Origin of the sequence: Streptomyces sp. NPDC006134 (genome assembly GCF_040628835.1) — a bacterium.
In the GTDB taxonomy this organism is placed as follows: Bacteria; Actinomycetota; Actinomycetes; order Streptomycetales; family Streptomycetaceae; genus Streptomyces.
On record NZ_JBEXTV010000022.1, the window covers coordinates 89,921 to 115,444 of the forward strand.

Consider the following 25,524-nt stretch of genomic DNA (forward strand, 5'->3'; position numbering starts at 1 on the left):
GACGTGACCCACCCCACCTGCCGTCCCCTGCGGACTCCGTTAACAATGGACTGTGATCTCTCCGGCTCCCTCGATGCCCCGGAGCGCCCACCGGCACAGGCCGGAGGCGACTCCCTACGTCGACCTCACCCGCGCCGAGTGGAGCGCGCTGCGTGACAAGACGCCGCTGCCGCTGACCGCCGAGGAGGTCGAGAAACTGCGCGGCCTCGGTGACGTCATCGACCTCGACGAGGTGCGGGACATCTACCTGCCGCTGTCCCGGCTGCTCAACCTCTACGTCGGCGCCACGGACGGCCTGCGCGGCGCGCTCAACACCTTCCTCGGCGAACAGGGCTCCCAGTCCGGCACCCCGTTCGTCATAGGGGTCGCGGGTTCCGTCGCCGTCGGCAAGTCCACCGTCGCCCGCCTCCTCCAGGCCCTGCTGCGGCGCTGGCCCGAGCACCCGCGCGTGGAGCTGGTGACCACGGACGGCTTCCTGCTGCCGACCAAGGAGCTCCAGGCGCGCGGCCTGATGTCGCGGAAAGGTTTCCCCGAGTCCTACGACCGCCGCGCGCTGACCCGCTTCGTCGCCGACATCAAGGCGGGCAAGGACGAGGTGACCGCCCCGGTCTACTCCCACCTCATCTACGACATCGTCCCCGGCGAGAAGCTCGTCGTGCGCCGCCCCGACATCCTCATCGTCGAGGGCCTCAACGTCCTCCAGCCCGCCCTGCCCGGCAAGGACGGCCGCACCCGGGTCGGCCTCGCCGACTACTTCGACTTCAGCGTGTACGTCGACGCCCGCCCCGAGGACATCGAGCGCTGGTACCTGAACCGCTTCAAGAAGCTGCGCCAGACCGCCTTCCAGAACCCGTCCTCGTACTTCCGCAAGTACACCCAGGTGTCGGAGGAGGAGGCCCTCGACTACGCCCGCACCACCTGGCGGACCATCAACAAGCCCAACCTGATCGAGAACGTCGCTCCCACCCGCGGCCGGGCCACCCTGATCCTGCGCAAGGGCCCGGACCACAAGGTGCAGCGGCTGAGCCTGCGCAAACTGTGACCGCTACGCTGCCGCCATGCTGCACCTGCGCCTGATCTGCCCGGCCGACCGGACCGACGAGGTGGTCCGCGTGATCGAGCGGACGGTCGGCACCACGCACCTCGTCGTCCTGCCGGGCGCCGCCCGGGTCCCGTCCGGGGACCTCGTGCTGTGCGACGTGGCCCGCGAGGCGGGCGACGAGCTCATCGGCGAACTGCGGACGCTGGGCCTGGACCGGACGGGCTCGATCGCCGTGGAGAACATCGACCTGTCGCTGTCGAAGCGGGCCGAGAGGGCCGAGGAGGAGGCGCCGGGCGAGGCCGCGGACGCGGTCCTGTGGGAGCACCTCACGGACGCCACGCACGAGGAGTCGACGCTCTCCATCACCTACGTCGCCTTCATCACGCTGGCCACGGTGATCGCGGCCTGCGGTGTGGTGCTGGACAACGCCATCCTGATCGTGGGCGCGATGGCGGTCGGCCCGGAGTTCGGGCCGCTGGCCGGCTTCTGCACGGCCCTGGTGCAGCGGGCCTCCCGCCTCGCGCTGCGGTCGCTGACCGCGCTGCTGGTGGGCTTCGCGGTGGCGATGGCGGTGACGGTCGTCTTCAGCTGGTTCATGGACGCCGTCGGCCTGTTCACCGAGGCGAAACTGGAGGGCGAACGGCCGCAGACGGGCTTCGTCTACGCCCCCGACTGGTTCTCGTTCGTCGTGGCGGTCCTCGCCGGCATGGCGGGCACCCTCTCCCTGACGTCCGCGAAGTCCGGCGCCCTGGTCGGCGTCGCCATCTCCGTCACCACGGTCCCGGCCGCCGCCAACGCGGCCGTCGCCCTCTCCTACGGCGACATGAAGCAGACGGTGGGCTCCACCGAGCAGCTCCTGCTGAACCTGCTCGGCATCGTCCTCGCCGGCACGCTGACGCTGCTCGCCCAGAAGGCCCTCTGGGCGAGCCAGCGCCCGCGCATGACGAAATCCGGCTGAGCCCTTTCCCCCAGATCACCGGATCACCGGTCCGGGCGGCGAGCGCGCGTGCCGGGCGTCGCGACGCCGCGGAGATCCACCGGAAGCCCTCTACGGCGAGCGGGCCCTGTCCCGCTCCACCCGCGACGCCCTGGACCGGACCGGCGGCGCGACCGGACCGGAGGCACGACCGGACCAGCGGCGCGGCCGGCCGATCCGGACGGGACCGCCCGGCCCGCTCCCCTCAGCCGAGCGCCGACTTCACCACGTCGGCCAGCCGCCCGGCCACCTTCCGCGCCTGCTCGATGTCGGCGGCCTCGACCATCACCCGCACCAGCGGCTCGGTGCCGGAGGGACGCAGCAGCACCCGCCCCGTGGAGCCGAGTTCGCCCTCGGCCTCGGCGACCGCGGCGGCCAGCTCGGCGGAGGTGCCGACCCGGGACTTGTCGACGTCCGGCACGTTGACGAGCACCTGCGGCAGCCGCTCCATGACGGAGGCGAGCTCCTTGAGCGTACGGCCGCTCTCGGCGACCCGCGCCGCCAGCAGCAGGCCGGTCAGCGTGCCGTCACCGGTCGTGGCGTGGTCGAGGACGATGACGTGACCGGACTGCTCGCCGCCCAGGGCGTAGCCCTTGTCCTTCATCTCCTCCAGGACGTACCGGTCGCCGACCGCGGTCTGCACCAGGTGGATGCCCGCGCGCTCCATGGCCAGCTTGAAGCCCAGGTTGGACATGACGGTCGCGACGACGGTGTCGGCGCGCAGGGCGGAACGCTCCCGCATCGCCAGCGCCAGCACGGACAGGATCTGGTCGCCGTCCACCTCGCTGCCGGTGTGGTCCACGGCCAGGCACCGGTCGGCGTCGCCGTCGTGCGCGATGCCGAGGTCGGCGCCGTGCTCGACGACGGCGGCCTTCAGCAGGTTCAGGTGGGTCGAGCCGCAGCCGTCGTTGATGTTGAGGCCGTCCGGCTCGGCGCCGATGGTGACCACCTCGGCGCCGGCCCGCGCGAACGCCGTCGGCGAGACCCGCGAGGCCGCGCCGTGCGCCTCGTCCAGGACGATCTTCAGCCCGTCCAGGCGGTTGGGGAGGGCGTCGAGCAGGTGGGCGACGTACTGGTCGAAGCCCTCGTCGTACTCCCGCACCCGGCCCACGCCGGCGCCGGTCGGGCGGTCCCAGGGCGCGCCGGTGCGGTGCTCCGCGTAGACGGCCTCGATCCGGTCCTCCAGCTCGTCGGCGAGCTTGTGACCGCCGCGGGCGAAGAACTTGATGCCGTTGTCCGGCATGGCGTTGTGGCTGGCGGAGAGCATCACGCCGAGGTCGGCGCCGAGCGCGCCGGTGAGGTGGGCCACCGCGGGCGTCGGCAGCACGCCGACCCGCAGCACGTCCACGCCGGCGCTGGCCAGGCCCGCGACCACGGCCGCCTCCAGGAACTCCCCGGACGCCCGCGGGTCACGTCCGACCACCGCGGTCGGCCGGTGTCCTTCGAACGTGCCCGCCTCGGCCAGCACGTGCGCCGCGGCGACGGAGAGGCCGAGCGCCATCTCGGCCGTCAGATCCGCGTTGGCGACACCGCGCACGCCGTCCGTGCCGAAGAGTCGTCCCACTTGTCCTCCTGAGGAAGCATCAGTTCCGAAAAGCCGTGCCGGTGCGGCCCACGCACGCGCCTTCCGCATCCCGGGCGGGTGACGGCATCGCCCCGCGATGCCCTTGCGACGCCCGGCCATCCGATCGCACAAGCCTATGAGCACCTTGTGCCGTTATACGCCCACCGGCGGTGATAGACGAACGCCCCGGCGGCACTGTGGCGTGCCGCCGGGGCGTTCGGAGTACGAGCAGGCGACTGCGATTAGCGCTTGCTGTACTGCGGGGCCTTGCGGGCCTTCTTCAGACCGGCCTTCTTCCGCTCGACCGCGCGGTCGTCGCGGCGCAGGAAGCCGGCCTTCTTCAGCGGGCCGCGGTTGTTGTCGACGTCCGCCTCGTTCAGCGCACGGGCGACACCCAGACGGAGCGCACCGGCCTGACCGGAGACACCGCCACCCGCGATGCGGGCGATGACGTCGTAACGGCCCTCGAGCTCGAGCACCTTGAAGGGCTCGTTGACTTCCTGCTGGTGCACCTTGTTCGGGAAGTAGTCCTCGAGGGTGCGACCGTTGATCTTCCACTTGCCGGTGCCCGGAACGATCCGGACGCGGGCGATGGCGTTCTTGCGGCGGCCCAGACCGGCGGCGGGCTGGGGCTCACCGAAGCGCGAGGCGAGGGACTCGGAGGTGTACTCACCCTCCACCGGAACCTCGGTCTCGGTGGTGTAGCTGTCGATGTCAAGCTCTTCGAGCGGCTGCTCGGCAGTGGTCTCGGCCACGATTCTCCTCAGATTCTCTTCAGTCTTAGGGGGTGGCCGGACTTACTGCGCGACCTGGGTGATCTCGAACGGCACCGGCTGCTGGGCAGCGTGCGGGTGCTGGTCGCCCGAGTAGACCTTCAGCTTCGAGAGCATCTGACGGCCCAGGGTGTTCTTGGGGAGCATGCCCTTGACGGCCTTCTCGATGGCCTTCTCGGGGTTCTTGGCCAGCAGCTCGTCGTAGCGGACGGAGCGCAGACCACCCGGGTAGCCGGAGTGACGGTAGGCCATCTTCTGGGTCCGCTTGTTGCCGGACAGGTGCACCTTGTCGGCGTTGATGATGATGACGAAGTCACCAGCGTCGACGTGCGGCGCGTAGATCGGCTTGTGCTTGCCCCGCAGAAGGGTGGCGGCGGTGGAGGCGAGACGGCCCAGGACAACGTCCTGAGCGTCGATGACGTGCCACTGGCGCGTCACATCGCCGGGCTTGGGGCTGTACGTACGCACGGTTCGTAGCCTTCGCTTCTTCAGTGAATGGTCCTGACAAGGTCACCGAAGACGATCACGACAGCCTAGACCGCACAGCGGTGACGCAAGCCGCGTGCCTGGTCGCTGGTCATCGGCCCGGTGGACCGGTGTAAGGGCCCCTCACGTGAGAATGAGCAAGCCAATACACATAACGAAAGTGCAGGATACCTGCGGCGCGGCAGCCGGGTCAAAACGGGGCCGTGGGCACCCGCGCCGACCGGTCGGCCCCCTCAGTGTAGGCGGGCGGCCTCCCCTCCGCTCCCGTCCCGTCCCCTCCCCCGCCCCGGCCCCGCACCGCCTGGCGCGCCACCACCCAGGCCAGCGCGCACAGGGTGGCCGCGTCCTTGAACGCCCGGCGCCGCCCCGTCTCCAGATACGGCCAGGTCAGCCCGGGCAGCTGCGGCACGAGGGAGAGCCAGAACCAGGGCCGCCGGGCCGCCGAGCCGCCCTGCGGCAGCCCGGCCAGCAGCACCGGCAGCACGACCAGCAGGTAGTGGTCGTAGGAGGGCCGGGAGACGAGGAACGCCGCGAGCATCAGGCCGGCGGCGGTCTCGGCGAGCCGCAGCGGACCGGGCCCCGCACGGCGCCAGCGCCGGTACGCGCACCCCACCCCGAGGGCCGCCGCGAGCGCCGCGGCGCCCTCGGCGAGCGGGCGCGGCACCCCCAGGCGCGGCAGCACGGCCGCCGGGGACGCCTCGTACAGCCGTACGAAGCCGTCGTCGCCGTGGAGCAGGAAGGGCAGGGTGCGGGTGAAGAAGCCGGCCGGGTCGGGCATCAGCAGCGCCGCCCCGGCGGACGCCAGCGCGGGCACCAGCAGCACCGCGCCGAGGGCCCGCCGGCGCCCGGCGAAGAGGAACAGCAGCACCAGCGGCGCCAGCAGCGGCTTCAGCGCGACGGCGGCGCCCACCACCACCCCCGCGGCGGTCCACCGGCCCCGGCTCGCCAGCAGCAGGCACAGCGGCAGCGCCACCGCCGCGGTCACCGTCCAGTTGCCCAGCCGCACCAGATGCCCGAACGGCGCGAAACCCGCCGCCAGCCCGATCAGGCCGAGGGCGGCGAAGCGGCTGCCCAGCGGGACGCGGTACAGCCTCAGGGCGCAGGCCCAGCCCAGCGCCAGCAGGCCCGTGACCGCGAGCGGCACCAGCACCCGCAGCACCGCCGCGGGCAGCAGGGCCTGCGGCGCGGCGGCCAGGACCGCGCCCGGGAGGTACAGGAAGTGGGGGTCGTCATAGGGGTCGCCGCCCGCCAGCCAGGTCCGGGCGGCCCGCACCACGATCGCGTTGTCCATCCCCCCGTCCGGGGTCGCGCGCGCCGCGTACACCGCCGGCGCGCCCAGCACCGCCGCGAGCGCCGCCCACAGGTACCGGCCCGCCGGCCGCCCCAACCACCCGGAGATGTCGCTTTTGCCCGTCCGCATGGGAGGAACGCTAGGGGCTGCGGGGGCCCCGGGGGCGGACCAGCACGCCTCATGTCCCGTCTAAGATGCGCCCCATGAGCTTTGGGCAGGGGGGACCCGACTCCCAGTGGGATCCCTGGACACCGCAATCCCAGCAGTCCCAGCAGCCCCAGCAGCCCTGGAACGGCGGCGGCGGCGACAGCCCGGACTGGGAGGCGCTCGCCGCGGCCTCCGAGGCCCGCGCCAAGCGCCGCCGGCTGCTGTTCATCGGCGGCGGCGCGCTGGCCACCGTGGCGGTCGCGGCGGCCGTCGCCGTGGCCGTGGTCTCGGCCAACGGCTCCGGCACGCGTGCGGGCGGCCCCTCCGGTTCCCCCACCACGGCCGACATTCCCAGCGAATCGGCCTCGGCCCCGTCCTTCGCCCCGACCAGCGCCCCGCCGCCGCTGGACCCGAAGGACTTCATCTCCAGCAAGAAGAAGGACACGGCCCCGCTCGGCGCGGAGATCTTCTTCCCGGGCACGCAGCTGACCATGGGCGAGACGGTGTACAAGAAAGGCCCGCTGGCCGACACCCGCGCCTGCGCCTCCGCCGCCCAGAAGACCCTGCCCGCGGTCCTCACCGGCAACGGCTGCACCCGCCTGATGCGCGTCACCTACACCAAGGGCGACGTCGCCGTGACGCTCGGCGTGGCCGTCTTCGACACCGAGGCGCAGGCGAAGGCCGCCAAGGGCCAGGCCGACACCAAGAGCATCGTGAGCCCGCTGACCGGCGACGGCGTGACGTCCTTCTGCACCGGCGCCGTGTGCCGCTCCACCACCAACGCCTACGGCCGCTACGCCTACTTCACGATCGCCGGCTTCACCACCGGCAAGGACGTGACGACCAAGGACACCGAGGTCTTCAAGGCCGGTGACGACCTGGCCGAGTTCGCCTTCCGCCAGATCCTGCGGCGCGGCGAGGCCCAGGCGTCGGCCGCGGCGGTGGCCGGATAGCGCCGGCGACCGACGACAACGCCGCAGCTGCGCGTGCCAGGCCCCGCGTCCGCGGCGTGATCCGGACGACAGGCCCCGGCCCGCCCCGCGCCGCCGCTCAGCAGCATCCGGCGGCGGGCAGCGTCCGCTTCCGCCGCGCCTGAAGGTTCCGCGCCGCCAGCAGCTCGTCCGCCGGGTAGCCGACCTCCTCCAGGGTCAGCCCGTGCGGCCGTACGACGTGCACGGCCGAGTCCCGTACGCCCGCCGCCAGCACCTTGGCGGGCCACTCGGGCGGCCGGTGGCCGTCGCCGACGAACAGCAGGGCGCCGATCAGCGAGCGCACCATGTTGTGGCAGAACGCGTCGGCCCGCACGGTGGCCGTGACGATCCCGTCCTCGCCGCGCACCAGGCTCAGCTCCTGGAGCCGGCGGATGGTGGTGGCGCCCTCGCGCCGCTTGCAGTAGGCGGCGAAGTCGTGCTCGCCCAGCAGCCCCCGCGCGGCCTCGTTCATGGCGTCGACGTCGAGCGGCCAGTCGTGCCACAGGACGTGCCCGCGCAGCAGCGGGTCCACCCCGCCCGGGTTGTCGGTGACGCGGTAGGCGTACCGGCGCCAGATCGCGGAGAACCGGGCGTCGAACCCGGCGGGCGCCTCGGTGAGCGACCACACGCGCACGTCCTTGGGCAGCCGCCCGGCGAGCCGCTTGAGCAGCTTGTCCTTCTGCTCGCTCCACAGCTCCTCGGGCAGGTCCACATGGGCCACCTGGCCCCGCGCGTGCACCCCGGCGTCCGTGCGCCCGGCCACGGTCAGCTCGTACGTCGTGTCCCCGGACCGCGTGACCGTGCGCAGCGCGTCCTCGATCTCGCCCTGCACGGTCCGCTTGCCGCCGGCCTGCTTGGCCCAGCCGTGGAAGCCGGTTCCGTCGTAGGACAGGTCGAGGCGGATGCGGACGTAACCGGGCTGTACTTCGTCACTCACGTGCAGATCCTCTCAGGTACGCGAAAGCGGGCCCGCCCCGCGAAGGGCGGACCCGCTCAGCGCGAGGCAGTGCCTCAGGCGTCCTTCGACTCCTCGGCCGGAGCCTCGGCGGCCTCGTCGGCCTTGGTCTCCTCGGCCTTGGCCTCCTCGGCCTCCTTGACCGCGCGCTTGGTCGCGGCCTCGGCCTCGCCGGTCGCCTGCTGCGCGACCGTCAGCGCCTCGACCAGCTCGATGACGGCCATGGGCGCGTTGTCACCACGGCGGTTGCCGATCTTGGTGATACGGGTGTAGCCACCCGGGCGGTTCTCGTACCGCGGGCCGATCTCGGTGAAGAGCGTGTGGACGATGCTCTTGTCCGTGATGACCTGGAGCACCTGACGGCGGTTGTGAAGGTCGCCCTTCTTCGCCTTGGTGATCAGACGCTCGGCGTAGGGCCGCAGACGGCGGGCCTTGGCCTCGGTCGTGGTGATCTTGCCGTGCTCGAAGAGCGACTTCGCGAGGTTCGCGAGCAGCAGCTTCTCGTGCGCGGCGCTGCCGCCCAGACGGGCACCCTTGGTGGGCTTCGGCATCGTGTTTCTCCTAGGTGTCTGCCCCGGCCGTATCAGGTACCGGGGTCAGTATCCGAGCAGGCGGTCGCCTGTCGGAGATCCGGACGCCCTCTCGGACGCCCGGAAGGTCCCGCGCCCTCGAAGGGGCGCGGGGAACTGCGCGACCGGCCACGGCCGGCCGGCAGTCGGAATCCGGCCGCCGGTTCCGAGCTCAGTACTGCTCGGTCTCGACGAACCCGGCGTCCGCGTCGTCGTCGGCGCCGAAGGCGTCGGCGGCGGCGGTCGGGTCGAATCCGGGCGGGCTGTCCTTCAGGGCCAGGCCCATGCCGGCCAGCTTCGCCTTGACCTCGTCGATCGACTTCGCACCGAAGTTGCGGATGTCGAGCAGGTCGGCCTCGGAGCGGGCGACGAGCTCACCCACGGAGTGGATGCCCTCGCGCTTGAGGCAGTTGTAGGAGCGGACCGTGAGCTCCAGCTCCTCGATCGGCAGCGCCAGGTCGGCGGCGAGCGCGGCGTCCGTCGGGGACGGACCCATGTCGATGCCCTCGGCGTCGACGTTCAGCTCGCGGGCCAGACCGAACAGCTCGACCAGGGTCTTGCCGGCCGACGCCATGGCGTCACGCGGACGCATGGCCTGCTTGGTCTCGACGTCGACGATCAGCTTGTCGAAGTCGGTGCGCTGCTCGACTCGGGTCGCCTCGACCTTGTACGTGACCTTCAGCACGGGGCTGTAGATGGAGTCGACCGGGATACGGCCGATCTCCTGGCCCGCCTGCTTGTTCTGCACGGCGGAGACGTAGCCGCGACCGCGCTCGACGGTCAGCTCCATCTCCAGCTTGCCCTTGCCGTTGAGCGTGGCGAGGACGAGGTCGGGGTTGTGCACCTCGACACCGGCCGGGGGCGCGATGTCGGCGGCGGTGACCAGACCCGGGCCCTGCTTGCGCAGGTACATCACGACCGGCTCGTCGTGCTCCGAGGAGACGACCAGCTGCTTGATGTTGAGGATCAGGTCGGTGACGTCCTCCTTGACGCCCGGCACGGTGGTGAACTCGTGCAGGACGCCGTCGATCCGGATCGAGGTGACGGCGGCACCCGGGATCGAGGAGAGGAGGGTACGGCGGAGGGAGTTGCCGAGGGTGTAGCCGAAGCCCGGCTCCAGCGGCTCGATCACGAACCGGGAGCGGAACTCGTCGACGACCTCTTCGGTCAACGAGGGGCGCTGAGCGATCAGCATGTGGGGATCAGATCCTTCAGTCGGGGGCGCCCGCTATATGACGCCCGACTCAGCCGCACCCGGGAGAGTGCGGGTAGTGCAAGGGTACGGGCGGCACGGCCCTTTTACGGAGCCGTACCGCCCGGAAACCACAGGCCGTGAAGCGGCAGCGTCAGACGCGGCGGCGCGGACCACCCCGCGTGTGCGGGGACTGCCGCCGCACCTGGTCAGACGCGGCGGCGCTTCGGCGGACGGCAGCCGTTGTGCGGGGTCGGGGTGACGTCCTGGATGGAGCCGACCTCGAGACCGGTCGCCTGGAGCGAACGGATGGCGGTCTCACGACCGGAACCCGGGCCCTTGACGAACACGTCGACCTTGCGCATGCCGTGCTCCTGGGCGCGGCGGGCGGCCGACTCGGCGGCCATCTGCGCGGCGAACGGCGTGGACTTCCGGGAGCCCTTGAAGCCGACGTGGCCGGCGGAGGCCCAGGAGATCACGTTGCCGGACGGGTCCGTGATCGAGACGATCGTGTTGTTGAACGTGCTCTTGATGTGCGCGTGGCCGTGAGCGACGTTCTTCTTTTCCTTGCGGCGCACCTTCTTGGCAGCGCCCTGACGTCCCTTGGGGGGCATCTCTTACTCCTACGGAGGTGGTCGGTCCTACAGCGAAGACCGTGGACAGGCGTCCGCTGCGGACTACTTCTTGCCCGGCTTCTTCTTGCCGGCGATGGCGCGACGCGGGCCCTTGCGGGTGCGGGCGTTGGTGCTGGTGCGCTGGCCGCGGACGGGCAGACCGCGGCGGTGCCGCAGACCCTGGTACGTGCCGATCTCGACCTTGCGGCGGATGTCGGCCTGGATCTCGCGACGGAGGTCACCCTCGGTCTTGATGTTGTTGTCGACGTACTCGCGGATCGCGACGAGCTGCTCTTCGGTCAGGTCGCGAACGCGGGTGTTCGGGTCGACGCCGGTCGCCGCCAGCGTCTGCTGCGAAAGGGTCCGGCCGATGCCGAACACGTAGGTGAGGGCGATCTCCACGCGCTTGTCGCGCGGGATGTCAACACCGGAAACGCGTGCCATTCAATGGCTCCTGGTGATCTTCGGAGGTCTTCCACAGAGCCGGTTCCCGGCCGCCGTATCAGGTACGAACCGGGTCCCCGGCCTCCGAACCGGGGGTGTCAAACCGCGGTGTGCGGCTTGGGCCCTGCGTATGAACAATTCAGCTCGCGTCGCGCGAATCTCTGCGATAGCGGTGCAGAGGGTGCGGTCGGTCGTGCGTCAGCCCTGGCGCTGCTTGTGGCGCGGGTTCTCGCAGATGACCATGACCCGGCCGTGACGGCGGATCACCCTGCACTTGTCGCAGATCTTCTTGACGCTCGGCTTGACCTTCATGGGATGTGAGGTTCTCCGGGTCAGTTGCCGGCGACCCCGCACACAGGGAGAGTGCGGGGCGTGGGCAAGATCTACTTGTACCGGTAGACGATCCGGCCACGCGTCAGGTCGTACGGAGACAGCTCCACCACGACCCGGTCGTCAGGGAGGATGCGGATGTAGTGCATACGCATCTTGCCGCTGATGTGTGCCAGGACCTGGTGGCCGTTCTGGAGCTCGACCTTGAACATGGCGTTCGGCAGAGACTCGACGACAGTGCCCTCGATCTCGATGGCACCTTGCTTCTTGGCCACGCTTTGCCCTTCGAATCGACTACCTTGATCGACTCCGGCGTGCACCACTTCGAGCGCATGCAGGCATGCGGGTGCACTAGAGCCGACGAGTCAGTCTACGTCAGTCGGCCCCGAAAGGCGAAACGAGGAAGTCTGCCCCATGGCCGGGGCCATCATGCGAGGGGGTCGGGGGCGGCGGTGACGCCGTACTCGGCGAGCTTGGCCTTGCCGCCGTCGGGGGCCGTCAGGACCAGCGGGCCGTCCTCCGTCAGGGCCACGGAGTGCTCCCAGTGGGAGGACCAGGTGCCGTCGGTGGTGACCACCGTCCAGTCGTCCTCCAGGACCGCCGTCTTCGGCGTGCCCAGCGACACCATCGGCTCGATGGCCAGGCAGAAGCCGGGGACCAGCTTCGGGCCCTTGCCGCGGCGCCGGTCGACGTAGTTCAGCAGGTGCGGGTCCATGTGCATCTCGGTGCCGATGCCGTGGCCGCCGTAGTCCTCGATGATCCCGTACCGGCCGCCGCCCGGCTTGGGCTGGCGGCGGATGTACGTCTCGATGGCCTTGGAGATGTCGACGAGCCGGTTGCCCTGCTTCATGGCGGCGATGCCGGCCCACATCGACTCCTCGGTCACCCGGGAGAGCTCGACCAGCTCCGGGGCGTGACCGGAGCCCACGAAGGCCGTGTAGGCGGCGTCGCCGTGCCAGCCGTCGATGATCGCGCCGCAGTCGATGGAGATGATGTCCCCGTCCTTGAGGACGACCTCGTCGGAGGGGATGCCGTGGACGACGACCTCGTTCACGGAGGTGCAGATGGTGGCGGGGAAGCCGCCGTAGCCGAGGAAGTTCGGCTTGGCGTTGTGCTCCGCGAGCACCTTGCGGGCGACCTGGTCCAGGTCCTTGGTCGTGGCGCCGGGCACGGCGGCCTCGCGCGTGGCCGCGTGGATGGCGGCGACGACCAGCCCCGCCTCACGCATCTTGGCGATCTGCTCGGGGCTCTTGATCTGCACCATGGGGACTGCGGCCTTTCTGGGGACCGGGGAAGACGGACGTTTCCAACGATACGGGGAGACCGGCGCCACCCCGCACGCCGCAGCCGCGGCCCCGTCAGGGACCGCGGCTGCGGGCGGACGCACCGTGGGGCTACTGGCCGCGCTTGAGCGCCTCCAGCGCGCGGCCGGTGACCTCGTCCACGGCCCCGGTGGCCGCGATCGTCACGACCAGGTCCTGGGCCTTGTAGTAGTCGATGATCGGCTCGGTCTGCGTGTGGTAGACCTCCAGCCGCTTGCGGACCGTCTCCTCGGTGTCGTCGTCGCGCTGGTACAGCTCGCCGCCGCAGACGTCGCAGACGCCCTCCTTGGCCGACGGCTTGTACGTCACGTGGAAGACGTGGGACGAGTCGTTGCGGCAGATGCGCCGGCCGGCGATCCGCTTGACGACCTCGTCCTCGGGGGCCTCCAGGTCGAGCACGGCGTCCAGCGTGATGCCCTCGGTCCGCAGCAGCTCGTCCAGCGCCTCGGCCTGCGAGACGTTGCGCGGGAAGCCGTCCAGCAGGAAGCCGTTCTCGGCGTCCGGCTGCTCCATGCGGTCCTTGGCCATCGCGATCGTGACCTCGTCCGGCACGAGGTTGCCGGCGTCCATGTAGGACTTCGCCAGCTTCCCCAGCTCCGTCTGCTGGCTGATGTTGGCGCGGAACAGGTCGCCCGTGGAGATGTGCGGAACGCTCAGCTTCTCGGCAAGCCGTGTGGCCTGCGTTCCCTTACCGGCACCCGGCGGCCCGACGAGGACGATTCGCATCAGCGGAGGAACCCTTCGTAATTGCGCTGCTGGAGCTGGCTCTCGATCTGCTTCACCGTCTCGAGGCCGACACCCACGATGATCAGGATGCTGGTGCCACCGAACGGGAAGTTCTGGTTTGCTCCGAAACCAACCAACGCCATCGTCGGTACGAGAGCGATCAGACCCAGATACAGCGAACCCGGCCAGGTGATCCGGTTGAGTACGTAGCCGAGGTACTCAGCGGTCGGTCGGCCAGCCCGGATGCCCGGGATGAAGCCACCATACTTCTTCATGTTGTCGGCGACTTCCTCGGGGTTGAAGGAGATCGCCACGTAGAAGAACGCGAAGAAGACGATGAGCAGGAAGTACAGGGTGACGTAGATCGGGTGGTTGCCCGTCACGAGGTGGGACTCGATCCAGGTCTTCCACCCGGAGGTGCCGCTGGAGAACTGCGCGATCAGTGCCGGGATGTACAGCAGCGACGACGCGAAGATGACGGGGATCACACCCGCCTGGTTCACCTTGAGCGGGATGTAGGTGGACGTGCCGCCGTACGAGCGACGGCCGATCATGCGCTTGGCGTACTGCACGGGGATGCGGCGCTGGGCCTGCTCGACGAAGACCACCAGGCCGACCATGACCAGGCCGACGGCGATGACGGTGCCGAACTCGATCCAGCCGCCCGCCAGGTCGCCCTGGGTCTTGATCGCCCACAGGGCGGACGGGAAGGTGGCGGCGATCGAGATGAACATCAGGATCGACATGCCGTTGCCGATGCCGCGGTCGGTGATCAGCTCACCGAGCCACATCACGACGGCCGTGCCGGCGGTCATGCAGATCACCATGACGATGGTGGTGAAGATCGCGCGGTCCGGGACGATCTGGGACGCGACCGTGCAGCCGGAGAAGAGCGCGCCGCTGCGGGCGGTGGCCACCAGGCCGGTGCCCTGGAGGATGGCCAGCGCGATGGTGAGGTAGCGGGTGTACTGCGTGATCTTCGCCGTACCGGTCTGGCCCTCCTTCTTCAGGGCCTCCAGGCGCGGGATCACCACGGTGAGCAGCTGCAGAATGATGCTCGCGGTGATGTACGGCATGATGCCGAGCGCGAAGACCGTGATCTGCAGCAGGGCGCCGCCGCTGAACATGTTGACCAGACCGAAGAGGCCCTGGTTGCCGGACGCCTGGTCCACACACTCCTGGACGCTCTTGTAGTCCACGCCCGGGATGGGGATGTGGGTGCCCACCCGGTAGACCACGATGATGCCGAGCGTGAAGAGCAGCTTCTTGCGCAGGTCGGGCGTCTTGAACGCCCGGGCGAACGCGGTGAGCACGGTGCCTCCTGCGACCCCCGCGCAACTGCGTCAAGGGTGACGGTCTTGAGGTTCGACTGACGACTTAATAGCTAACGGTCAACTGCCGCTCAGGGTGCCCCATGTGTGACACCCGTGAAAGAGGGCAGTGCAGGTCACCTTACCGGCGGGACCACTGCCCTAGGAACGACCAACCGGGGATACCCCATTTGTGGGGTATCCCCGGTCGGGATCGCTCAAGTCATCGAGGCGCCTGAAGGGATCAGACGAGCTCGGTGACGCTGCCGCCGGCGGCGGCGATCTTCTCCTTGGCGGAGGCGGAGGCCTTGTCGACCTTCACCGTCAGCGCCACGGAGATCTCGCCCTCGCCGAGGACCTTGACCAGGCTGTTCTTGCGAACGGCGCCCTTGGCCACCAGGTCCTCGACCGTGACCTCGCCACCCTGCGGGTAGAGCGCGGCCAGCTTGTCGAGGTTCACGACCTGGTACTCGGTCTTGAACGGGTTCTTGAAGCCCTTCAGCTTCGGGAGACGCATGTGGAGCGGCATCTGGCCACCCTCGAAGCTCTCCGGAACCTGGTAGCGGGCCTTGGTGCCCTTGGTACCACGACCGGCCGTCTTACCCTTCGACGCCTCACCACGACCGACACGGGTCTTGGCGGTCTTGGCGCCCGGGGCGGGACGGAGGTTGTGGATCTTGAGCGGGTTGTTCTCCGCCATGATCAGTCGACCTCCTCGACCGTCACGAGGTGGCGGACGGTGTGCACCATGCCGCGGAACTCGGGGCGGTCCTCCTTGACGACCACGTCGTTGACCTTCTTCAGGCCAAGCGAACGCAGGGTGTCACGGTGGTTCTGCTTGCTGCCGATGTAGGACTTGACCTGCGTGATCTTGAGCTGAGCCATGATTACGCACCCGCCCCGGCACGCGCACGGAGAAGAGCCGCGGGGGCGACGTCCTCGAGCGGCAGACCGCGGCGGGCCGCGATCTCCTCGGGACGCTGCAGGCCCTTCAGGGCCTCCACGGTCGCGTGCACGATGTTGATGGCGTTGTCGGAGCCGAGCGACTTCGACAGCACGTCGTGGATACCGGCGCACTCGAGCACGGCGCGCACCGGACCACCGGCGATCACACCGGTACCGGGCGACGCGGGCTTGAGCAGCACGACGCCGGCAGCCTTCTCACCCTGGATCGGGTGCGGGATGGTGCCCTGGATCCGGGGGACCTTGAAGAAGTGCTTCTTGGCCTCCTCAACGCCCTTGGCGATGGCGGCCGGCACCTCCTTGGCCTTGCCGTATCCGACACCCACGGTGCCGTCACCGTCGCCCACCACGACCAGCGCGGTGAAGCTGAAGCGACGACCACCCTTCACAACCTTGGCGACGCGGTTGATCGCGACGACGCGCTCAACGTACGCGGTCTTCTCGGCGGCAGCTGCGCCGCCGTCACGGCCCTTCCGGTCCCGCCGCTCGCCGCCACCGGCACCGCCACCGCGGCGCTGGGGTCCAGCCATTGGAATTACCTCTCTCTGTCTCCGCTAGCTACGGAACCGACTCAGAACTTGAGTCCGGCCTCGCGGGCGGCGTCCGCCAGGGCGGCGATGCGCCCGGCGTACTGGTTACCACCACGGTCGAACACGACGGCCTCGACACCGGCGGCCTTGGCACGCTCGGCGACCAGAGCGCCGACCTGCTTGGCCTGCGCGGACTTGTCGCCCTCGCCACCGCGGATCGAAGCGTCCAGGGTGGACGCCGACGCCAGGGTGTGGCCCTTGAGGTCGTCGATCACCTGCGCCACGATGTGGCGGTTGGAGCGGGTCACGACCAGACGGGGACGCTCGGCGGTACCCGAGACCTTCTTGCGGATCCGGATGTGGCGACGCTTGATAGCGGCACGCTTGTAGGCGTCGCCCTTGAGGATCTTCTGCCCGTATGCCATGGCTTACTTACCCGCCTTTCCGACCTTGCGGCGGATGACTTCGCCCTCGTACTTGACGCCCTTGGCCTTGTACGGGTCGGGCTTGCGCAGCTTGCGGATGTTGGCCGCAACCTCGCCGACCTTCTGCTTGTCGATGCCCTCGACCGAGAAACGGGTGGGGGTCTCCACCTTGAAGGTGATGCCCTCGGGGGCCTCGACCAGGATCGGGTGGCTGTAGCCCAGGGAGAACTCCAGGTTGGAGCCCTTCGCCTGGACGCGGTAACCGACACCGCTGATCTCGAGCTTCTTGACGTATCCCTGGGTCACACCGGTGATCATGTTCGCCACCAGCGTGCGGGACAGGCCGTGCAGGGCCTTGCTCTGCCGCTCGTCGTTCGGGCGGGTCACCGCGAGGGTGCCGTCTTCGCCCTTAGCGATCTCGATCGGCGCGGCAACGGTGTGCGAGAGGGTGCCCTTGGGGCCCTTCACGGAAACCGTACGGCCGTCGATGGTGACGTCCACGCCGGCGGGAACCTGGATGGGGAGCTTGCCGATACGCGACATTGGCTTTTCCTCCGTTCCCGACTACCAGACGTAGGCGAGGACTTCCCCACCCACGCCCTTCTTCTGCGCCTGCTTGTCGGTCAGGAGACCGTGGGACGTGGAGATGATCGCCACGCCCAGGCCGCCGAGGACCTTCGGCAGGTTGGTGGACTTCGCGTACACCCGGAGACCGGGCTTGGAGATCCGCTTGATGCCCGCGATGGAGCGCTCACGGTTCGGGCCGAACTTCAGCTCGAGGACGAGGTTCTTGCCGACCTCGGCGTCCTCGACGCGCCAGCCCGTGATGAAGCCCTCCTGCTGGAGGATCTCCGCGATGTGCGACTTGATCTTGGAGTGCGGCATCGACACCGAGTCGTGGTATGCCGAGTTCGCGTTCCGCAGACGCGTCAGCATGTCTGCGATCGGATCAGTCATGGTCATGAATTGGCCTTCGGCCTCTCTCGCCGGGGTTTCCTGGTGCGCCATCCCTCTCCCCGATCCGAGACGGGACGGGTGCGGCGCGGTGGACCTACGGCGTAGTAAGTCGTAAGGGCGGCGGCAGACGCCCAACCCCACAAGCCTAAGGCATGCGGGCTGGGCGTCCTGCCGCCCCGGTTGCTTACCGAGAGCTTCAGGAATCCCTGCGTACGGGGATTACCAGGAGCTCTTGGTCACGCCCGGCAGCTCGCCGCGGTGAGCCATCTCACGAAGGCACACACGGCACAGGCCGAACTTGCGGTAGACGGAGTGCGGGCGGCCGCAGCGCTGGCAGCGGGTGTACGCACGCACACCGAACTTGGGCTTGCGAGCAGCCTTCGCGATCAGAGCCTTCTTCGCCATCTCGCTCACGCCTCCTTGAACGGGAAGCCGAGGTGACGGAGAAGGGCGCGGCCCTCTTCGTCGTTGGTCGCCGTGGTGACCACGGTGATGTCCATACCCCGGACGCGGTCGATCTTGTCCTGGTCGATCTCGTGGAACATGACCTGCTCCGTGAGACCGAAGGTGTAGTTGCCACGGCCGTCGAACTGCTTGGGGGACAGGCCGCGGAAGTCGCGGATGCGCGGGAGCGCCAGCGACAGGGTGCGGTCCAGGAACTCCCACATGCGGTCGCCACGGAGCGTGACGTGGGCACCGATCGGCTGACCCTCACGCAGCTTGAACTGCGCGATGGACTTGCGGGCCTTGGTCACGGCCGGCTTCTGACCGGTGATCGTGGTGAGGTCGCGCACGGCGCCCTCGATCAGCTTGGAGTCGCGGGCGGCGTCGCCCACACCCATGTTGACCACGATCTTGACGAGGCCCGGCACCTGCATGACGTTCTCGTACTTGAACTCGTCACGCAGCTTGCCGATGATCTCCTCGCGGTACTTCGTCTTGAGACGCGGAGTCACGGTGGTCGTCATCAGATGTCCTCACCCGTCCGCTTGGCAACGCGGATCTTGTTGCCCTCGTCGTCGAAGCGGTAGCCGACGCGGGTCGGGACCTTCTGGCCGTCCTTCTCCACGACCAGCATGACGTTGCTGACGTGGATGGGGGCCTCGGTGGTCACGATGCCGCCGGCCTGCGAACCGCGGGCGGTCGGCCCGGCCTTCGTGTGCTTCTTGACCCGGTTGACACCCTCGACCAGGACACGGTCCTCGCGGGGGAAGGCCGCGATGACCTTGCCCTGCTTGCCCTTGTCCTTGCCGGTGATGACCTGGACCAGGTCGCCCTTCTTGATCTTCATGCTCACAGCACCTCCGGCGCGAGGGAGATGATCTTCATGAACTTCTTCTCGCGCAGCTCACGGCCGACGGGGCCGAAGATACGGGTGCCGCGAGGGTCGCCGTCGTTCTTCAGAATGACGGCGGCGTTCTCGTCGAAGCGGATGTACGAGCCGTCCGGACGGCGGCGCTCCTTCACGGTGCGAACGATGACCGCCTTGACGACGTCACCCTTCTTCACGTTGCCACCGGGGATCGCGTCCTTGACGGTGGCGACGATGACGTCACCGATACCCGCGTAGCGGCGACCGGAGCCACCGAGCACACGGATGCAGAGGATCTCCTTCGCACCCGTGTTGTCGGCGACACGCAGTCGCGACTCCTGCTGGATCACGTCTATCTCCTGGATGTCTGCCGGTTCCCGGCGGGGTCCGTAAATCGCTTTACGGACCCCGCCGAGCCTGGCGGAACTGTCCTGCGGGTTACTCCCGCAGGAATTACGGGGCCTTCCGACGAGCTCCGTAAAACGACTCACGCAGTCAGCGTGAGTGATTCACGCAGCTCGGCCGGTTCCCGGCGGAGTTCCGTGAGTCGTTTCACGGAACTCCGCCGGGCTGGCGGTTCTGTCCTGGGGGGAAGCCCCGCAGGGATTACTTGGCCTTCTCGAGGATCTCGACGACGCGCCAGCGCTTGGTCGCGGACAGCGGCCGGGTCTCCATGAGGAGGACGCGGTCGCCGACACCCGCGGCGTTCTGCTCGTCGTGCGCCTTGAGCTTGTTCGTACGGCGGATGACCTTGCCGTACAGCGCGTGCTTGACGCGGTCCTCGACGGCGACGACGACGGTCTTGTCCATCTTGTCGCTGACGACGTAGCCCTCGCGGGTCTTACGGAAGCCGCGCGCTTCGGTCTTCTGCTCAGTCACGTTGTTCTCGCTCATCAGGCGTTCTCCACCTGCTCGATGCCGAGCTCACGCTCACGCATGAGGGTGTAGATCCGGGCGATGTCCTTGCGGACCGCCTTCAGACGGCCGTGGTTCTCGAGCTGGCCCGTCGCCGCCTGGAAGCGGAGGTTGAACAGCTCTTCCTTGGCCTCGCGGAGCTTGTTCAGCAGCTCCTCGTTGCCCAGCTCGCGCAGCTCGGACGCCTTGGTACCGGCCGACATCACGCTTCACCTGCCTCGCGCTTGACGATCCGGCACTTCATCGGCAGCTTGTGGGCCGCACGGGTCAGCGCCTCACGGGCGATCTTCTCGTTGGGGTACGACAGCTCGAACATGACGCGTCCGGGCTTGACGTTCGCGACCCACCACTCCGGAGAACCCTTACCGGAACCCATGCGGGTCTCGGCCGGCTTCTTCGTCAGCGGACGGTCCGGGTAGATGTTGATCCAGACCTTGCCGCCACGCTTGATGTGACGGGTCATGGCGATACGAGCCGCCTCGATCTGGCGGTTCGTGACGTAGGCCGGGGTCAGCGCCTGGATGCCGTACTCGCCGAACGCAACCTGCGTGCCACCCTTGGACATGCCGTTGCGCTTGGGGTGGTGCTGCTTGCGGTGCTTGACCCTACGGGGGATCAGCATGGTGGTCAGGCCTCCGTTCCGGTGCTCTCAGCCGGAGCGGCGGCGGCGGGCGCCTCGGCCTTGGGGGCCTCGGCAGCCGGAGCCGACTGCTGCTGCGGCTTGCGACCGCGACCGCCACGCTCGCCACCGCGGCCACCACGGGCCGGGCGGTCGTTGCCACCACGGGCCGGGCGGTTGCCGGCGCGGGCAGCGGCGTTCTCGGCGCGGACCTCGGCGATGTTCTTGACGTCGCCCTTGTAGATCCAGACCTTCACACCGATGCGGCCGAAGGTCGTCTTGGCCTCGAAGAAGCCGTAGTCCACGTTCGCGCGGAGCGTGTGCAGGGGCACACGGCCCTCGCGGTAGAACTCCGAGCGGGACATCTCGGCGCCGCCGAGGCGGCCACCGCACTGGATCTTGATGCCCTTGGCGCCCGCCTTCATCGCCGACTGCATGCTCTTGCGCATGGCGCGGCGGAAGGAGACGCGGGAGGAGAGCTGCTCGGCGACGGCCTGGGCCACGAGCTGAGCGTCGGTCTCGGGGTTCTTGACCTCGAGGATGTTCAGCTGGACCTGCTTGCCCGTGAGCTTCTCGAGGTCGCCGCGGATGCGGTCGGCCTCGGCGCCACGGCGGCCGATGACGATGCCCGGACGCGCGGTGTGGATGTCCACGCGGACGCGGTCACGGGTGCGCTCGATCTCCACCTTGGAGATGCCGGCGCGCTCCATGCCGGACGTCATCATCCGACGGATGGCGACGTCTTCCTTGACGTAGTCCTTGTAGAGCTTGTCGGCGTACCAGCGCGACTTGAAGTCGGTCGTAACGCCGAGCCGGAACCCGTGCGGGTTTACCTTCTGGCCCATTACCGGGTTCCTTCCTTGCTGCTGACGACCACGGTGATGTGGCTGGTCCGCTTGCGGATCCGGTAGGCGCGGCCCTGGGCGCGCGGGCGGAACCGCTTCAGGGTCGGGCCCTCGTCGACGTACGCCTCGGAGACGTACAGGCTGTCGACATCGGTGTGGTCGTAGTTGTGCGCGGCGTTGGCGATGGCGCTGTCCAGCACCTTGCCGACCGGCACGCTCGCGGCCTGCGGGGCGAAACGCAGGACCGCCTGAGCCTCCGTGGCGTCCAGGCCACGGATGAGGTCCACCACACGGCGGGCCTTCATGGGCGTGACGCGGATGTACCGCGCCTGGGCCCTGGCTTCCATGGTTGTCCCTTCAGTGTTTGTCATTGGTCGTTTGCACCCCGCCGTTAGCGGCGCTTCGACTTCCGGTCTTCCTTGACGTGGCCCCGGAAGGTGCGGGTCGGCGAGAACTCGCCGAGCTTGTGGCCGACCATCGACTCGGTGACAAACACCGGGATGTGGGTCTTGCCGTTGTGCACCGCGATCGTGTGGCCCAGCATCGCCGGGACGATCATCGAGCGACGGGACCAGGTCTTGATGACGTTCTTGGTGCCCGCTTCGTTCTGGGCGTCCACCTTCTTCATCAGGTGGTCGTCGACGAAGGGCCCCTTCTTCAAGCTACGAGGCATCTCAACCCGTCCTTAGCGCTTCTTGTTCGTCTTGCGGCGGCGGACGATGTACTTGTTCGACGCCTTCTTGGGCGAACGAGTACGGCCTTCCTTCTTGCCCCACGGCGACACCGGGTGGCGGCCACCGGAGGTACGTCCTTCACCACCACCGTGCGGGTGGTCGACCGGGTTCATGACCACACCACGCACGGTCGGGCGGACGCCCAGCCAGCGCTTGCGGCCGGCCTTGCCCCAGTTGATGTTCGACTGCTCGGCGTTGCCGACCTCGCCGACGGTGGCGCGGCAGCGGACGTCGACCAGGCGGATCTCACCGGACGGCATGCGCAGGTGGGCGTAGGCGCCCTCCTTCGCGAGCAGCTGCACGGAGGCGCCGGCGGAGCGGGCGAACTTCGCGCCGCCGCCCGGACGCAGCTCGATGGCGTGCAGCGTGGTACCGACCGGGATGTTGCGCAGGGCAAGGTTGTTGCCCGGCTTGATGTCGGCCCCGGGACCGTTCTCGATGCGGTCGCCCTGCTGGAGGCCGCGCGGCGCGAGGATGTAGCGCTTCTCGCCGTCGGCGTAGTGCAGCAGCGCGATGCGCGCGGTGCGGTTGGGGTCGTACTCGATGTGCGCGACCTTCGCCGGCACGCCGTCCTTGTCGTGACGACGGAAGTCGATCACGCGGTAGGCGCGCTTGTGTCCGCCACCCTGGTGGCGCACGGTCACACGACCGGCGTTGTTACGGCCGCCCTTGCTGTGCAGCGGGCGGACCAGCGACTTCTCCGGCGTGGACCGCGTGACCTCGACGAAGTCGGCGACGCTGGCGCCACGACGGCCAGGAGTCGTCGGCTTGTACTTGCGGATACCCATTGTCTCTCAGTCCTCGGAAGTGATTTCCGAAATCTGGACGATCCCGACCGCTTACGCGGTCGGACCGCCGAAGATGTCGATACGGTCGCCCTCAGCGAGGGTCACGATCGCGCGCTTGGTGGCGGCGCGCTGGCCGAAGCCGGTGCGGGTCCGCTTGCGCTTGCCGACGCGGTTGATCGTGTTGACCCCGGTGACCTTGACCGAGAAGACCGACTGGACGGCCTCCTTGATCTGGGTCTTGTTGGCACGCGGGTCGACGATGAACGTGTACTTGTTCTCGTCGATGAGCGCGTAGCTCTTCTCCGACACGACCGGCTTGAGCAGCACGTCACGGGGGTCCGTGTACGCCTTGCTCGCCGGGGTGACAACGGTGTTCTTGCCCTCGGTGGCGTGGCGACGCGCCTTCTTGACGCGCGCCTCCTTGGCGGCCTTGGCGGCCTTCGAGGCGATGGAGGGGTGACGGGTAGCCATCAGGCCTCGCTCCCTTCGGTGTCGTTGGCCGTCTGCGGGCCGGCGACGAAGGACTCGAAAGCGGCCTTGGTGAAGACCACGTCGTCCGAGACGAGAACGTCGTACGTGTTCAGCTGGCCCGGCTCCAGGATGTGGACCTGGGGCAGGTTGCGGGCGGACAGCCACGCGGCCTCGTCGGAGCGGTCGACGACCAGGAGCAGGTTCTTGCGCTCGCTGATCTTGCCGAACAGGCTCTTGGCGGCCTTCGTGGAGGGGGTCTCGCCCTCGACCACGCCGGTGACGACGTGGATGCGGTTGTGGCGGGCCCGGTCGGTGAGGGCGTGGCGCAGGGCCGCGGCCTTCATCTTCTTCGGGGTCCGCTGCGAGTAGTCGCGCGGCACGGGACCGTGCACGACGCCACCACCGGCGAACTGCGGCGCGCGGGTCGAGCCCTGACGGGCGCGGCCGGTGCCCTTCTGGCGGTACGGCTTCTTGCCGCCACCACGGACTTCACCGCGGGTCTTGGTCTTGTGCGTGCCCTGACGGGCGGCAGCCAGCTGCGCGACGACGACCTGGTGGATCAGCGGGACGCTGACCTTCTCGACGCCGAAGATCTCCGCGGGGAGCTCGACGGACCCGGCCTTCTCGCCCGCCGGCGAAAGGATGTCAACAGTGCTCATCGGTTACCTCAGGCCCCCTTGGCCGCGGTGCGGACCAGGACGAGGCCGCCGTTCGGACCGGGAACCGCGCCCTTGATGAGCAGCAGGCCCTTCTCCGCGTCAACGGCGTGGACGGTCAGGTTCTGGGTGGTGACCCGCTCGTTGCCCATGCGACCCGCCATGCGGAGGCCCTTGAACACGCGGCCCGGGGTGGCGCAGCCACCGATGGAACCGGGCGAGCGGTGCTTGCGCTGGGTGCCGTGCCCGGCGCCGAGGCCACGGAAGTTGTGGCGCTTCATGACACCGGCGAAGCCCTTGCCCTTGCTCTTGCCGGTCACGTCGACCTTCACGCCGGCCTCGAACACCTCGGCGGTGATCTCCTGGCCCAGCGTGTACTCGGAGGCGTCCGACGTGCGGATCTCGACGAGGTGACGACGGGGGGTGACGTCGGCCTTGGCGAAGTGGCCCTTGAGGGGCTTGTTCACCTTGCGCGGGTCGATCTCGCCGAAGGCGATCTGGACGGACTCGTAGCCGTCGACGTCGTTGGTACGGACCTGGGTGACGACGTTGGGTCCGGCCTTGACGACGGTGACCGGGACGACACGGTTGTTCTCGTCCCACACCTGCGTCATGCCGAGCTTCTCGCCCAGGATGCCCTTGATCTGCTTAGCCATCTCTTCAGATCACCGGCCTCAGAGCTTGATCTCGATGTCGACACCGGCCGGGAGGTCGAGTCGCATCAGAGAGTCAACGGTCTTGGGGGTCGGGTCGAGGATGTCGATCAGGCGCTTGTGCGTGCGCATCTCGAAGTGCTCGCGCGAGTCCTTGTACTTGTGCGGCGACTTGATGACGCAGTACACGTTCTTCTCAGTGGGCAGCGGCACCGGGCCCGCGACCGACGCACCCGTGCGGGTCACCGTCTCGACGATCTTCTTCGCCGAAGAGTCGATGACCTCGTGGTCGTAGGCCTTGAGCCGGATGCGGATCTTCTGTCCCGCCATGGCTACTTCGTAGTCCTGTCTCTCTAACGCTCTGGAACCCGGAGTCTGCTGCCCGTCTCCTCCGACCCACGCGGTCGGGCGTGTCGCACTCCCGCTGACACAGATGTCCCTTGTTCGAACATCCCTGCGGGATTGCACACGGCCCTTCCGGTACCGCGAGCCGGGGGCGAGAGGCCCACCGGGTGCCTGGCCGGTGCCGCGCCCACGCTTCCCGGAAGATTCCCGTACTTCCAACCCGCATGGGGTTGACGAGTACCGTGGGACTCGCTTCCGGTCCTCCCGGCGGGAGGCGCGCAGCATCAACACTCGACCGAGCAACTCGGACAGTCTGCCATACGGGGCAGGGGCGACGCCAATCGAGCGGAAGAGATTACCCCGGAGGTGACGTAGGTCAAACCGGGGGCCGTTTTCCGGCGGGTCCGTGGGGGTCCGTGGGTGGTCCTCGGGGCGCGTCCGGCTCCGGAGAGGGTCCTGAACCGGACGCTGCGTGACGTGCGGGGGGGGCCTGCGCGGGACGCGCGGCGGACTCACGCCGGACCTGCTCCGGACCGTGCCGCCCGGCGGCGGGTCCGCCGGGCCGGTTAAACACGGGGCCGACCAGCAGAAAGTCTCGA

The 25,524-nt window shown here is 68.9% G+C and carries 38 protein-coding genes; 3 read left to right on the forward strand and 35 right to left on the reverse strand.

Features of this window, described 5'->3' with window-relative positions:
• The first annotated feature begins 73 nt into the window (after positions 1 to 73).
• Positions 74 to 1,042 (forward strand): type I pantothenate kinase, encoded by a 969-nt coding sequence (gene coaA / locus ABZ340_RS16885; protein WP_358782545.1) that lies wholly within the window; start codon positions 74 to 76, stop codon positions 1,040 to 1,042.
• 16 nt (positions 1,043 to 1,058) lie between these two features.
• A complete protein-coding gene (locus tag ABZ340_RS16890; RefSeq protein WP_358782546.1) occupies positions 1,059 to 2,000 on the forward strand; it encodes a DUF389 domain-containing protein in 942 nt (313 codons plus the stop codon).
• 223 nt (positions 2,001 to 2,223) lie between these two features.
• Here the strand turns inward: ABZ340_RS16890 and glmM are convergent, their stop codons facing one another.
• From glmM to ABZ340_RS16910, 4 genes are all read right to left on the reverse strand, one after another.
• Positions 2,224 to 3,582, reverse strand: a complete 1,359-nt coding sequence (glmM, locus tag ABZ340_RS16895; protein ID WP_358782547.1) for a phosphoglucosamine mutase — start codon at positions 3,580 to 3,582, stop codon at positions 2,224 to 2,226.
• Between the two features lie 242 nt (positions 3,583 to 3,824).
• Positions 3,825 to 4,337 (reverse strand): 30S ribosomal protein S9, encoded by a 513-nt coding sequence (gene rpsI, locus ABZ340_RS16900; protein WP_358782548.1) that lies wholly within the window; start codon positions 4,335 to 4,337, stop codon positions 3,825 to 3,827.
• A gap of 42 nt (positions 4,338 to 4,379) precedes the next feature.
• On the reverse strand, positions 4,380 to 4,823 hold the full coding sequence (gene rplM / locus ABZ340_RS16905) for a 50S ribosomal protein L13 (protein ID WP_044383243.1): 444 nt from the start codon (positions 4,821 to 4,823) through the stop codon (positions 4,380 to 4,382).
• Between the two features lie 208 nt (positions 4,824 to 5,031).
• Complete coding sequence (locus tag ABZ340_RS16910; RefSeq protein ID WP_358782549.1) at positions 5,032 to 6,261, reverse strand: glycosyltransferase 87 family protein; 1,230 nt, start codon at positions 6,259 to 6,261, stop codon at positions 5,032 to 5,034.
• 74 nt (positions 6,262 to 6,335) lie between these two features.
• On the opposite strand from ABZ340_RS16910, the gene ABZ340_RS16915 reads away from it, so the two are divergent.
• Positions 6,336 to 7,232, forward strand: coding sequence for a hypothetical protein (locus ABZ340_RS16915; RefSeq protein WP_358782550.1), 897 nt, complete (start codon positions 6,336 to 6,338; stop codon positions 7,230 to 7,232).
• 97 nt (positions 7,233 to 7,329) lie between these two features.
• Here the strand turns inward: ABZ340_RS16915 and truA are convergent, their stop codons facing one another.
• The 31 genes from truA to rpsJ form a co-directional block, all read right to left on the reverse strand.
• On the reverse strand, positions 7,330 to 8,187 hold the full coding sequence (gene truA / locus ABZ340_RS16920) for a tRNA pseudouridine(38-40) synthase TruA (protein ID WP_358782551.1): 858 nt from the start codon (positions 8,185 to 8,187) through the stop codon (positions 7,330 to 7,332).
• A 74-nt stretch (positions 8,188 to 8,261) separates the two neighbouring features.
• Positions 8,262 to 8,756, reverse strand: a complete 495-nt coding sequence (gene rplQ, locus ABZ340_RS16925) for a 50S ribosomal protein L17 (protein ID WP_358782552.1) — start codon at positions 8,754 to 8,756, stop codon at positions 8,262 to 8,264.
• Positions 8,757 to 8,946: 190 nt separating this feature from the next.
• On the reverse strand, positions 8,947 to 9,969 hold the full coding sequence (locus ABZ340_RS16930; protein WP_355940334.1) for a DNA-directed RNA polymerase subunit alpha: 1,023 nt from the start codon (positions 9,967 to 9,969) through the stop codon (positions 8,947 to 8,949).
• Positions 9,970 to 10,175: 206 nt separating this feature from the next.
• The gene (gene rpsK, locus ABZ340_RS16935; RefSeq protein ID WP_003956432.1) at positions 10,176 to 10,580 is read right to left on the reverse strand and encodes a 30S ribosomal protein S11; all 405 of its coding nucleotides are present in this window, start codon (positions 10,578 to 10,580) and stop codon (positions 10,176 to 10,178) included.
• Between the two features lie 63 nt (positions 10,581 to 10,643).
• Entirely contained in the window at positions 10,644 to 11,024 is a 381-nt protein-coding gene (rpsM, locus tag ABZ340_RS16940; protein ID WP_019526959.1) for a 30S ribosomal protein S13, read from the reverse strand.
• Positions 11,025 to 11,222: 198 nt separating this feature from the next.
• The gene (gene rpmJ / locus ABZ340_RS16945) at positions 11,223 to 11,336 is read right to left on the reverse strand and encodes a 50S ribosomal protein L36 (protein WP_003998809.1); all 114 of its coding nucleotides are present in this window, start codon (positions 11,334 to 11,336) and stop codon (positions 11,223 to 11,225) included.
• A gap of 71 nt (positions 11,337 to 11,407) precedes the next feature.
• Positions 11,408 to 11,629: a translation initiation factor IF-1 gene (gene infA, locus ABZ340_RS16950; protein WP_003948620.1), complete on the reverse strand. Its 222-nt coding sequence runs from the start codon at positions 11,627 to 11,629 to the stop codon at positions 11,408 to 11,410.
• 152 nt (positions 11,630 to 11,781) lie between these two features.
• Complete coding sequence (map, locus tag ABZ340_RS16955) at positions 11,782 to 12,618, reverse strand: type I methionyl aminopeptidase (RefSeq protein WP_358782553.1); 837 nt, start codon at positions 12,616 to 12,618, stop codon at positions 11,782 to 11,784.
• Positions 12,619 to 12,748: 130 nt separating this feature from the next.
• Positions 12,749 to 13,402: an adenylate kinase gene (locus tag ABZ340_RS16960; protein WP_358782554.1), complete on the reverse strand. Its 654-nt coding sequence runs from the start codon at positions 13,400 to 13,402 to the stop codon at positions 12,749 to 12,751.
• The gene (secY, locus tag ABZ340_RS16965; RefSeq protein ID WP_358782555.1) at positions 13,402 to 14,715 is read right to left on the reverse strand and encodes a preprotein translocase subunit SecY; all 1,314 of its coding nucleotides are present in this window, start codon (positions 14,713 to 14,715) and stop codon (positions 13,402 to 13,404) included. The genes ABZ340_RS16960 and secY overlap by 1 nt, the downstream gene beginning before the upstream one ends.
• Before the next feature lie 241 nt (positions 14,716 to 14,956).
• On the reverse strand, positions 14,957 to 15,412 hold the full coding sequence (gene rplO / locus ABZ340_RS16970) for a 50S ribosomal protein L15 (RefSeq protein WP_358782556.1): 456 nt from the start codon (positions 15,410 to 15,412) through the stop codon (positions 14,957 to 14,959).
• Positions 15,413 to 15,414: 2 nt separating this feature from the next.
• On the reverse strand, positions 15,415 to 15,597 hold the full coding sequence (gene rpmD / locus ABZ340_RS16975; protein WP_004984515.1) for a 50S ribosomal protein L30: 183 nt from the start codon (positions 15,595 to 15,597) through the stop codon (positions 15,415 to 15,417).
• Positions 15,598 to 15,599: 2 nt separating this feature from the next.
• Positions 15,600 to 16,205, reverse strand: coding sequence for a 30S ribosomal protein S5 (rpsE, locus tag ABZ340_RS16980; RefSeq protein ID WP_009190144.1), 606 nt, complete (start codon positions 16,203 to 16,205; stop codon positions 15,600 to 15,602).
• A gap of 41 nt (positions 16,206 to 16,246) precedes the next feature.
• Positions 16,247 to 16,630, reverse strand: a complete 384-nt coding sequence (gene rplR, locus ABZ340_RS16985; RefSeq protein ID WP_029380981.1) for a 50S ribosomal protein L18 — start codon at positions 16,628 to 16,630, stop codon at positions 16,247 to 16,249.
• A 3-nt stretch (positions 16,631 to 16,633) separates the two neighbouring features.
• Positions 16,634 to 17,173 carry a 50S ribosomal protein L6 gene (gene rplF / locus ABZ340_RS16990; protein WP_358782557.1) on the reverse strand — a complete coding sequence of 180 codons (540 nt, stop codon included), beginning with the start codon at positions 17,171 to 17,173 and terminating at the stop codon, positions 16,634 to 16,636.
• Between the two features lie 21 nt (positions 17,174 to 17,194).
• Positions 17,195 to 17,593 (reverse strand): 30S ribosomal protein S8, encoded by a 399-nt coding sequence (gene rpsH / locus ABZ340_RS16995; protein WP_029380979.1) that lies wholly within the window; start codon positions 17,591 to 17,593, stop codon positions 17,195 to 17,197.
• A 213-nt stretch (positions 17,594 to 17,806) separates the two neighbouring features.
• The gene (locus ABZ340_RS17000; protein WP_003956452.1) at positions 17,807 to 17,992 is read right to left on the reverse strand and encodes a type Z 30S ribosomal protein S14; all 186 of its coding nucleotides are present in this window, start codon (positions 17,990 to 17,992) and stop codon (positions 17,807 to 17,809) included.
• Positions 17,993 to 17,997: 5 nt separating this feature from the next.
• Positions 17,998 to 18,555, reverse strand: coding sequence for a 50S ribosomal protein L5 (gene rplE / locus ABZ340_RS17005; RefSeq protein ID WP_358782558.1), 558 nt, complete (start codon positions 18,553 to 18,555; stop codon positions 17,998 to 18,000).
• Complete coding sequence (rplX, locus tag ABZ340_RS17010; protein ID WP_029380977.1) at positions 18,555 to 18,878, reverse strand: 50S ribosomal protein L24; 324 nt, start codon at positions 18,876 to 18,878, stop codon at positions 18,555 to 18,557. Before rplX ends, rplE begins: the two co-directional genes overlap by 1 nt.
• Before the next feature lie 2 nt (positions 18,879 to 18,880).
• On the reverse strand, positions 18,881 to 19,249 hold the full coding sequence (gene rplN, locus ABZ340_RS17015; protein WP_003998823.1) for a 50S ribosomal protein L14: 369 nt from the start codon (positions 19,247 to 19,249) through the stop codon (positions 18,881 to 18,883).
• 256 nt (positions 19,250 to 19,505) lie between these two features.
• Positions 19,506 to 19,793: a 30S ribosomal protein S17 gene (rpsQ, locus tag ABZ340_RS17020; RefSeq protein ID WP_044383233.1), complete on the reverse strand. Its 288-nt coding sequence runs from the start codon at positions 19,791 to 19,793 to the stop codon at positions 19,506 to 19,508.
• Positions 19,793 to 20,017 carry a 50S ribosomal protein L29 gene (gene rpmC / locus ABZ340_RS17025; protein WP_029380976.1) on the reverse strand — a complete coding sequence of 75 codons (225 nt, stop codon included), beginning with the start codon at positions 20,015 to 20,017 and terminating at the stop codon, positions 19,793 to 19,795. Before rpmC ends, rpsQ begins: the two co-directional genes overlap by 1 nt.
• Complete coding sequence (rplP, locus tag ABZ340_RS17030) at positions 20,017 to 20,436, reverse strand: 50S ribosomal protein L16 (RefSeq protein WP_029380975.1); 420 nt, start codon at positions 20,434 to 20,436, stop codon at positions 20,017 to 20,019. Before rplP ends, rpmC begins: the two co-directional genes overlap by 1 nt.
• Positions 20,437 to 20,441: 5 nt before the next feature.
• Positions 20,442 to 21,278 carry a 30S ribosomal protein S3 gene (gene rpsC, locus ABZ340_RS17035; protein WP_190134826.1) on the reverse strand — a complete coding sequence of 279 codons (837 nt, stop codon included), beginning with the start codon at positions 21,276 to 21,278 and terminating at the stop codon, positions 20,442 to 20,444.
• Positions 21,278 to 21,625 carry a 50S ribosomal protein L22 gene (gene rplV / locus ABZ340_RS17040; RefSeq protein ID WP_037733110.1) on the reverse strand — a complete coding sequence of 116 codons (348 nt, stop codon included), beginning with the start codon at positions 21,623 to 21,625 and terminating at the stop codon, positions 21,278 to 21,280. The genes rpsC and rplV overlap by 1 nt, the downstream gene beginning before the upstream one ends.
• Before the next feature lie 44 nt (positions 21,626 to 21,669).
• Positions 21,670 to 21,951, reverse strand: a complete 282-nt coding sequence (gene rpsS, locus ABZ340_RS17045) for a 30S ribosomal protein S19 (RefSeq protein ID WP_006130777.1) — start codon at positions 21,949 to 21,951, stop codon at positions 21,670 to 21,672.
• A gap of 12 nt (positions 21,952 to 21,963) precedes the next feature.
• Positions 21,964 to 22,800: a 50S ribosomal protein L2 gene (gene rplB, locus ABZ340_RS17050; RefSeq protein ID WP_029380973.1), complete on the reverse strand. Its 837-nt coding sequence runs from the start codon at positions 22,798 to 22,800 to the stop codon at positions 21,964 to 21,966.
• Between the two features lie 51 nt (positions 22,801 to 22,851).
• Positions 22,852 to 23,271: a 50S ribosomal protein L23 gene (gene rplW / locus ABZ340_RS17055; RefSeq protein ID WP_358782559.1), complete on the reverse strand. Its 420-nt coding sequence runs from the start codon at positions 23,269 to 23,271 to the stop codon at positions 22,852 to 22,854.
• On the reverse strand, positions 23,271 to 23,930 hold the full coding sequence (gene rplD / locus ABZ340_RS17060; protein WP_358782560.1) for a 50S ribosomal protein L4: 660 nt from the start codon (positions 23,928 to 23,930) through the stop codon (positions 23,271 to 23,273). Before rplD ends, rplW begins: the two co-directional genes overlap by 1 nt.
• Positions 23,931 to 23,938: 8 nt before the next feature.
• On the reverse strand, positions 23,939 to 24,583 hold the full coding sequence (rplC, locus tag ABZ340_RS17065) for a 50S ribosomal protein L3 (protein ID WP_029380970.1): 645 nt from the start codon (positions 24,581 to 24,583) through the stop codon (positions 23,939 to 23,941).
• An 18-nt stretch (positions 24,584 to 24,601) separates the two neighbouring features.
• A complete protein-coding gene (gene rpsJ, locus ABZ340_RS17070; protein WP_003948644.1) occupies positions 24,602 to 24,910 on the reverse strand; it encodes a 30S ribosomal protein S10 in 309 nt (102 codons plus the stop codon).
• Positions 24,911 to 25,524 lie beyond the last annotated feature (614 nt).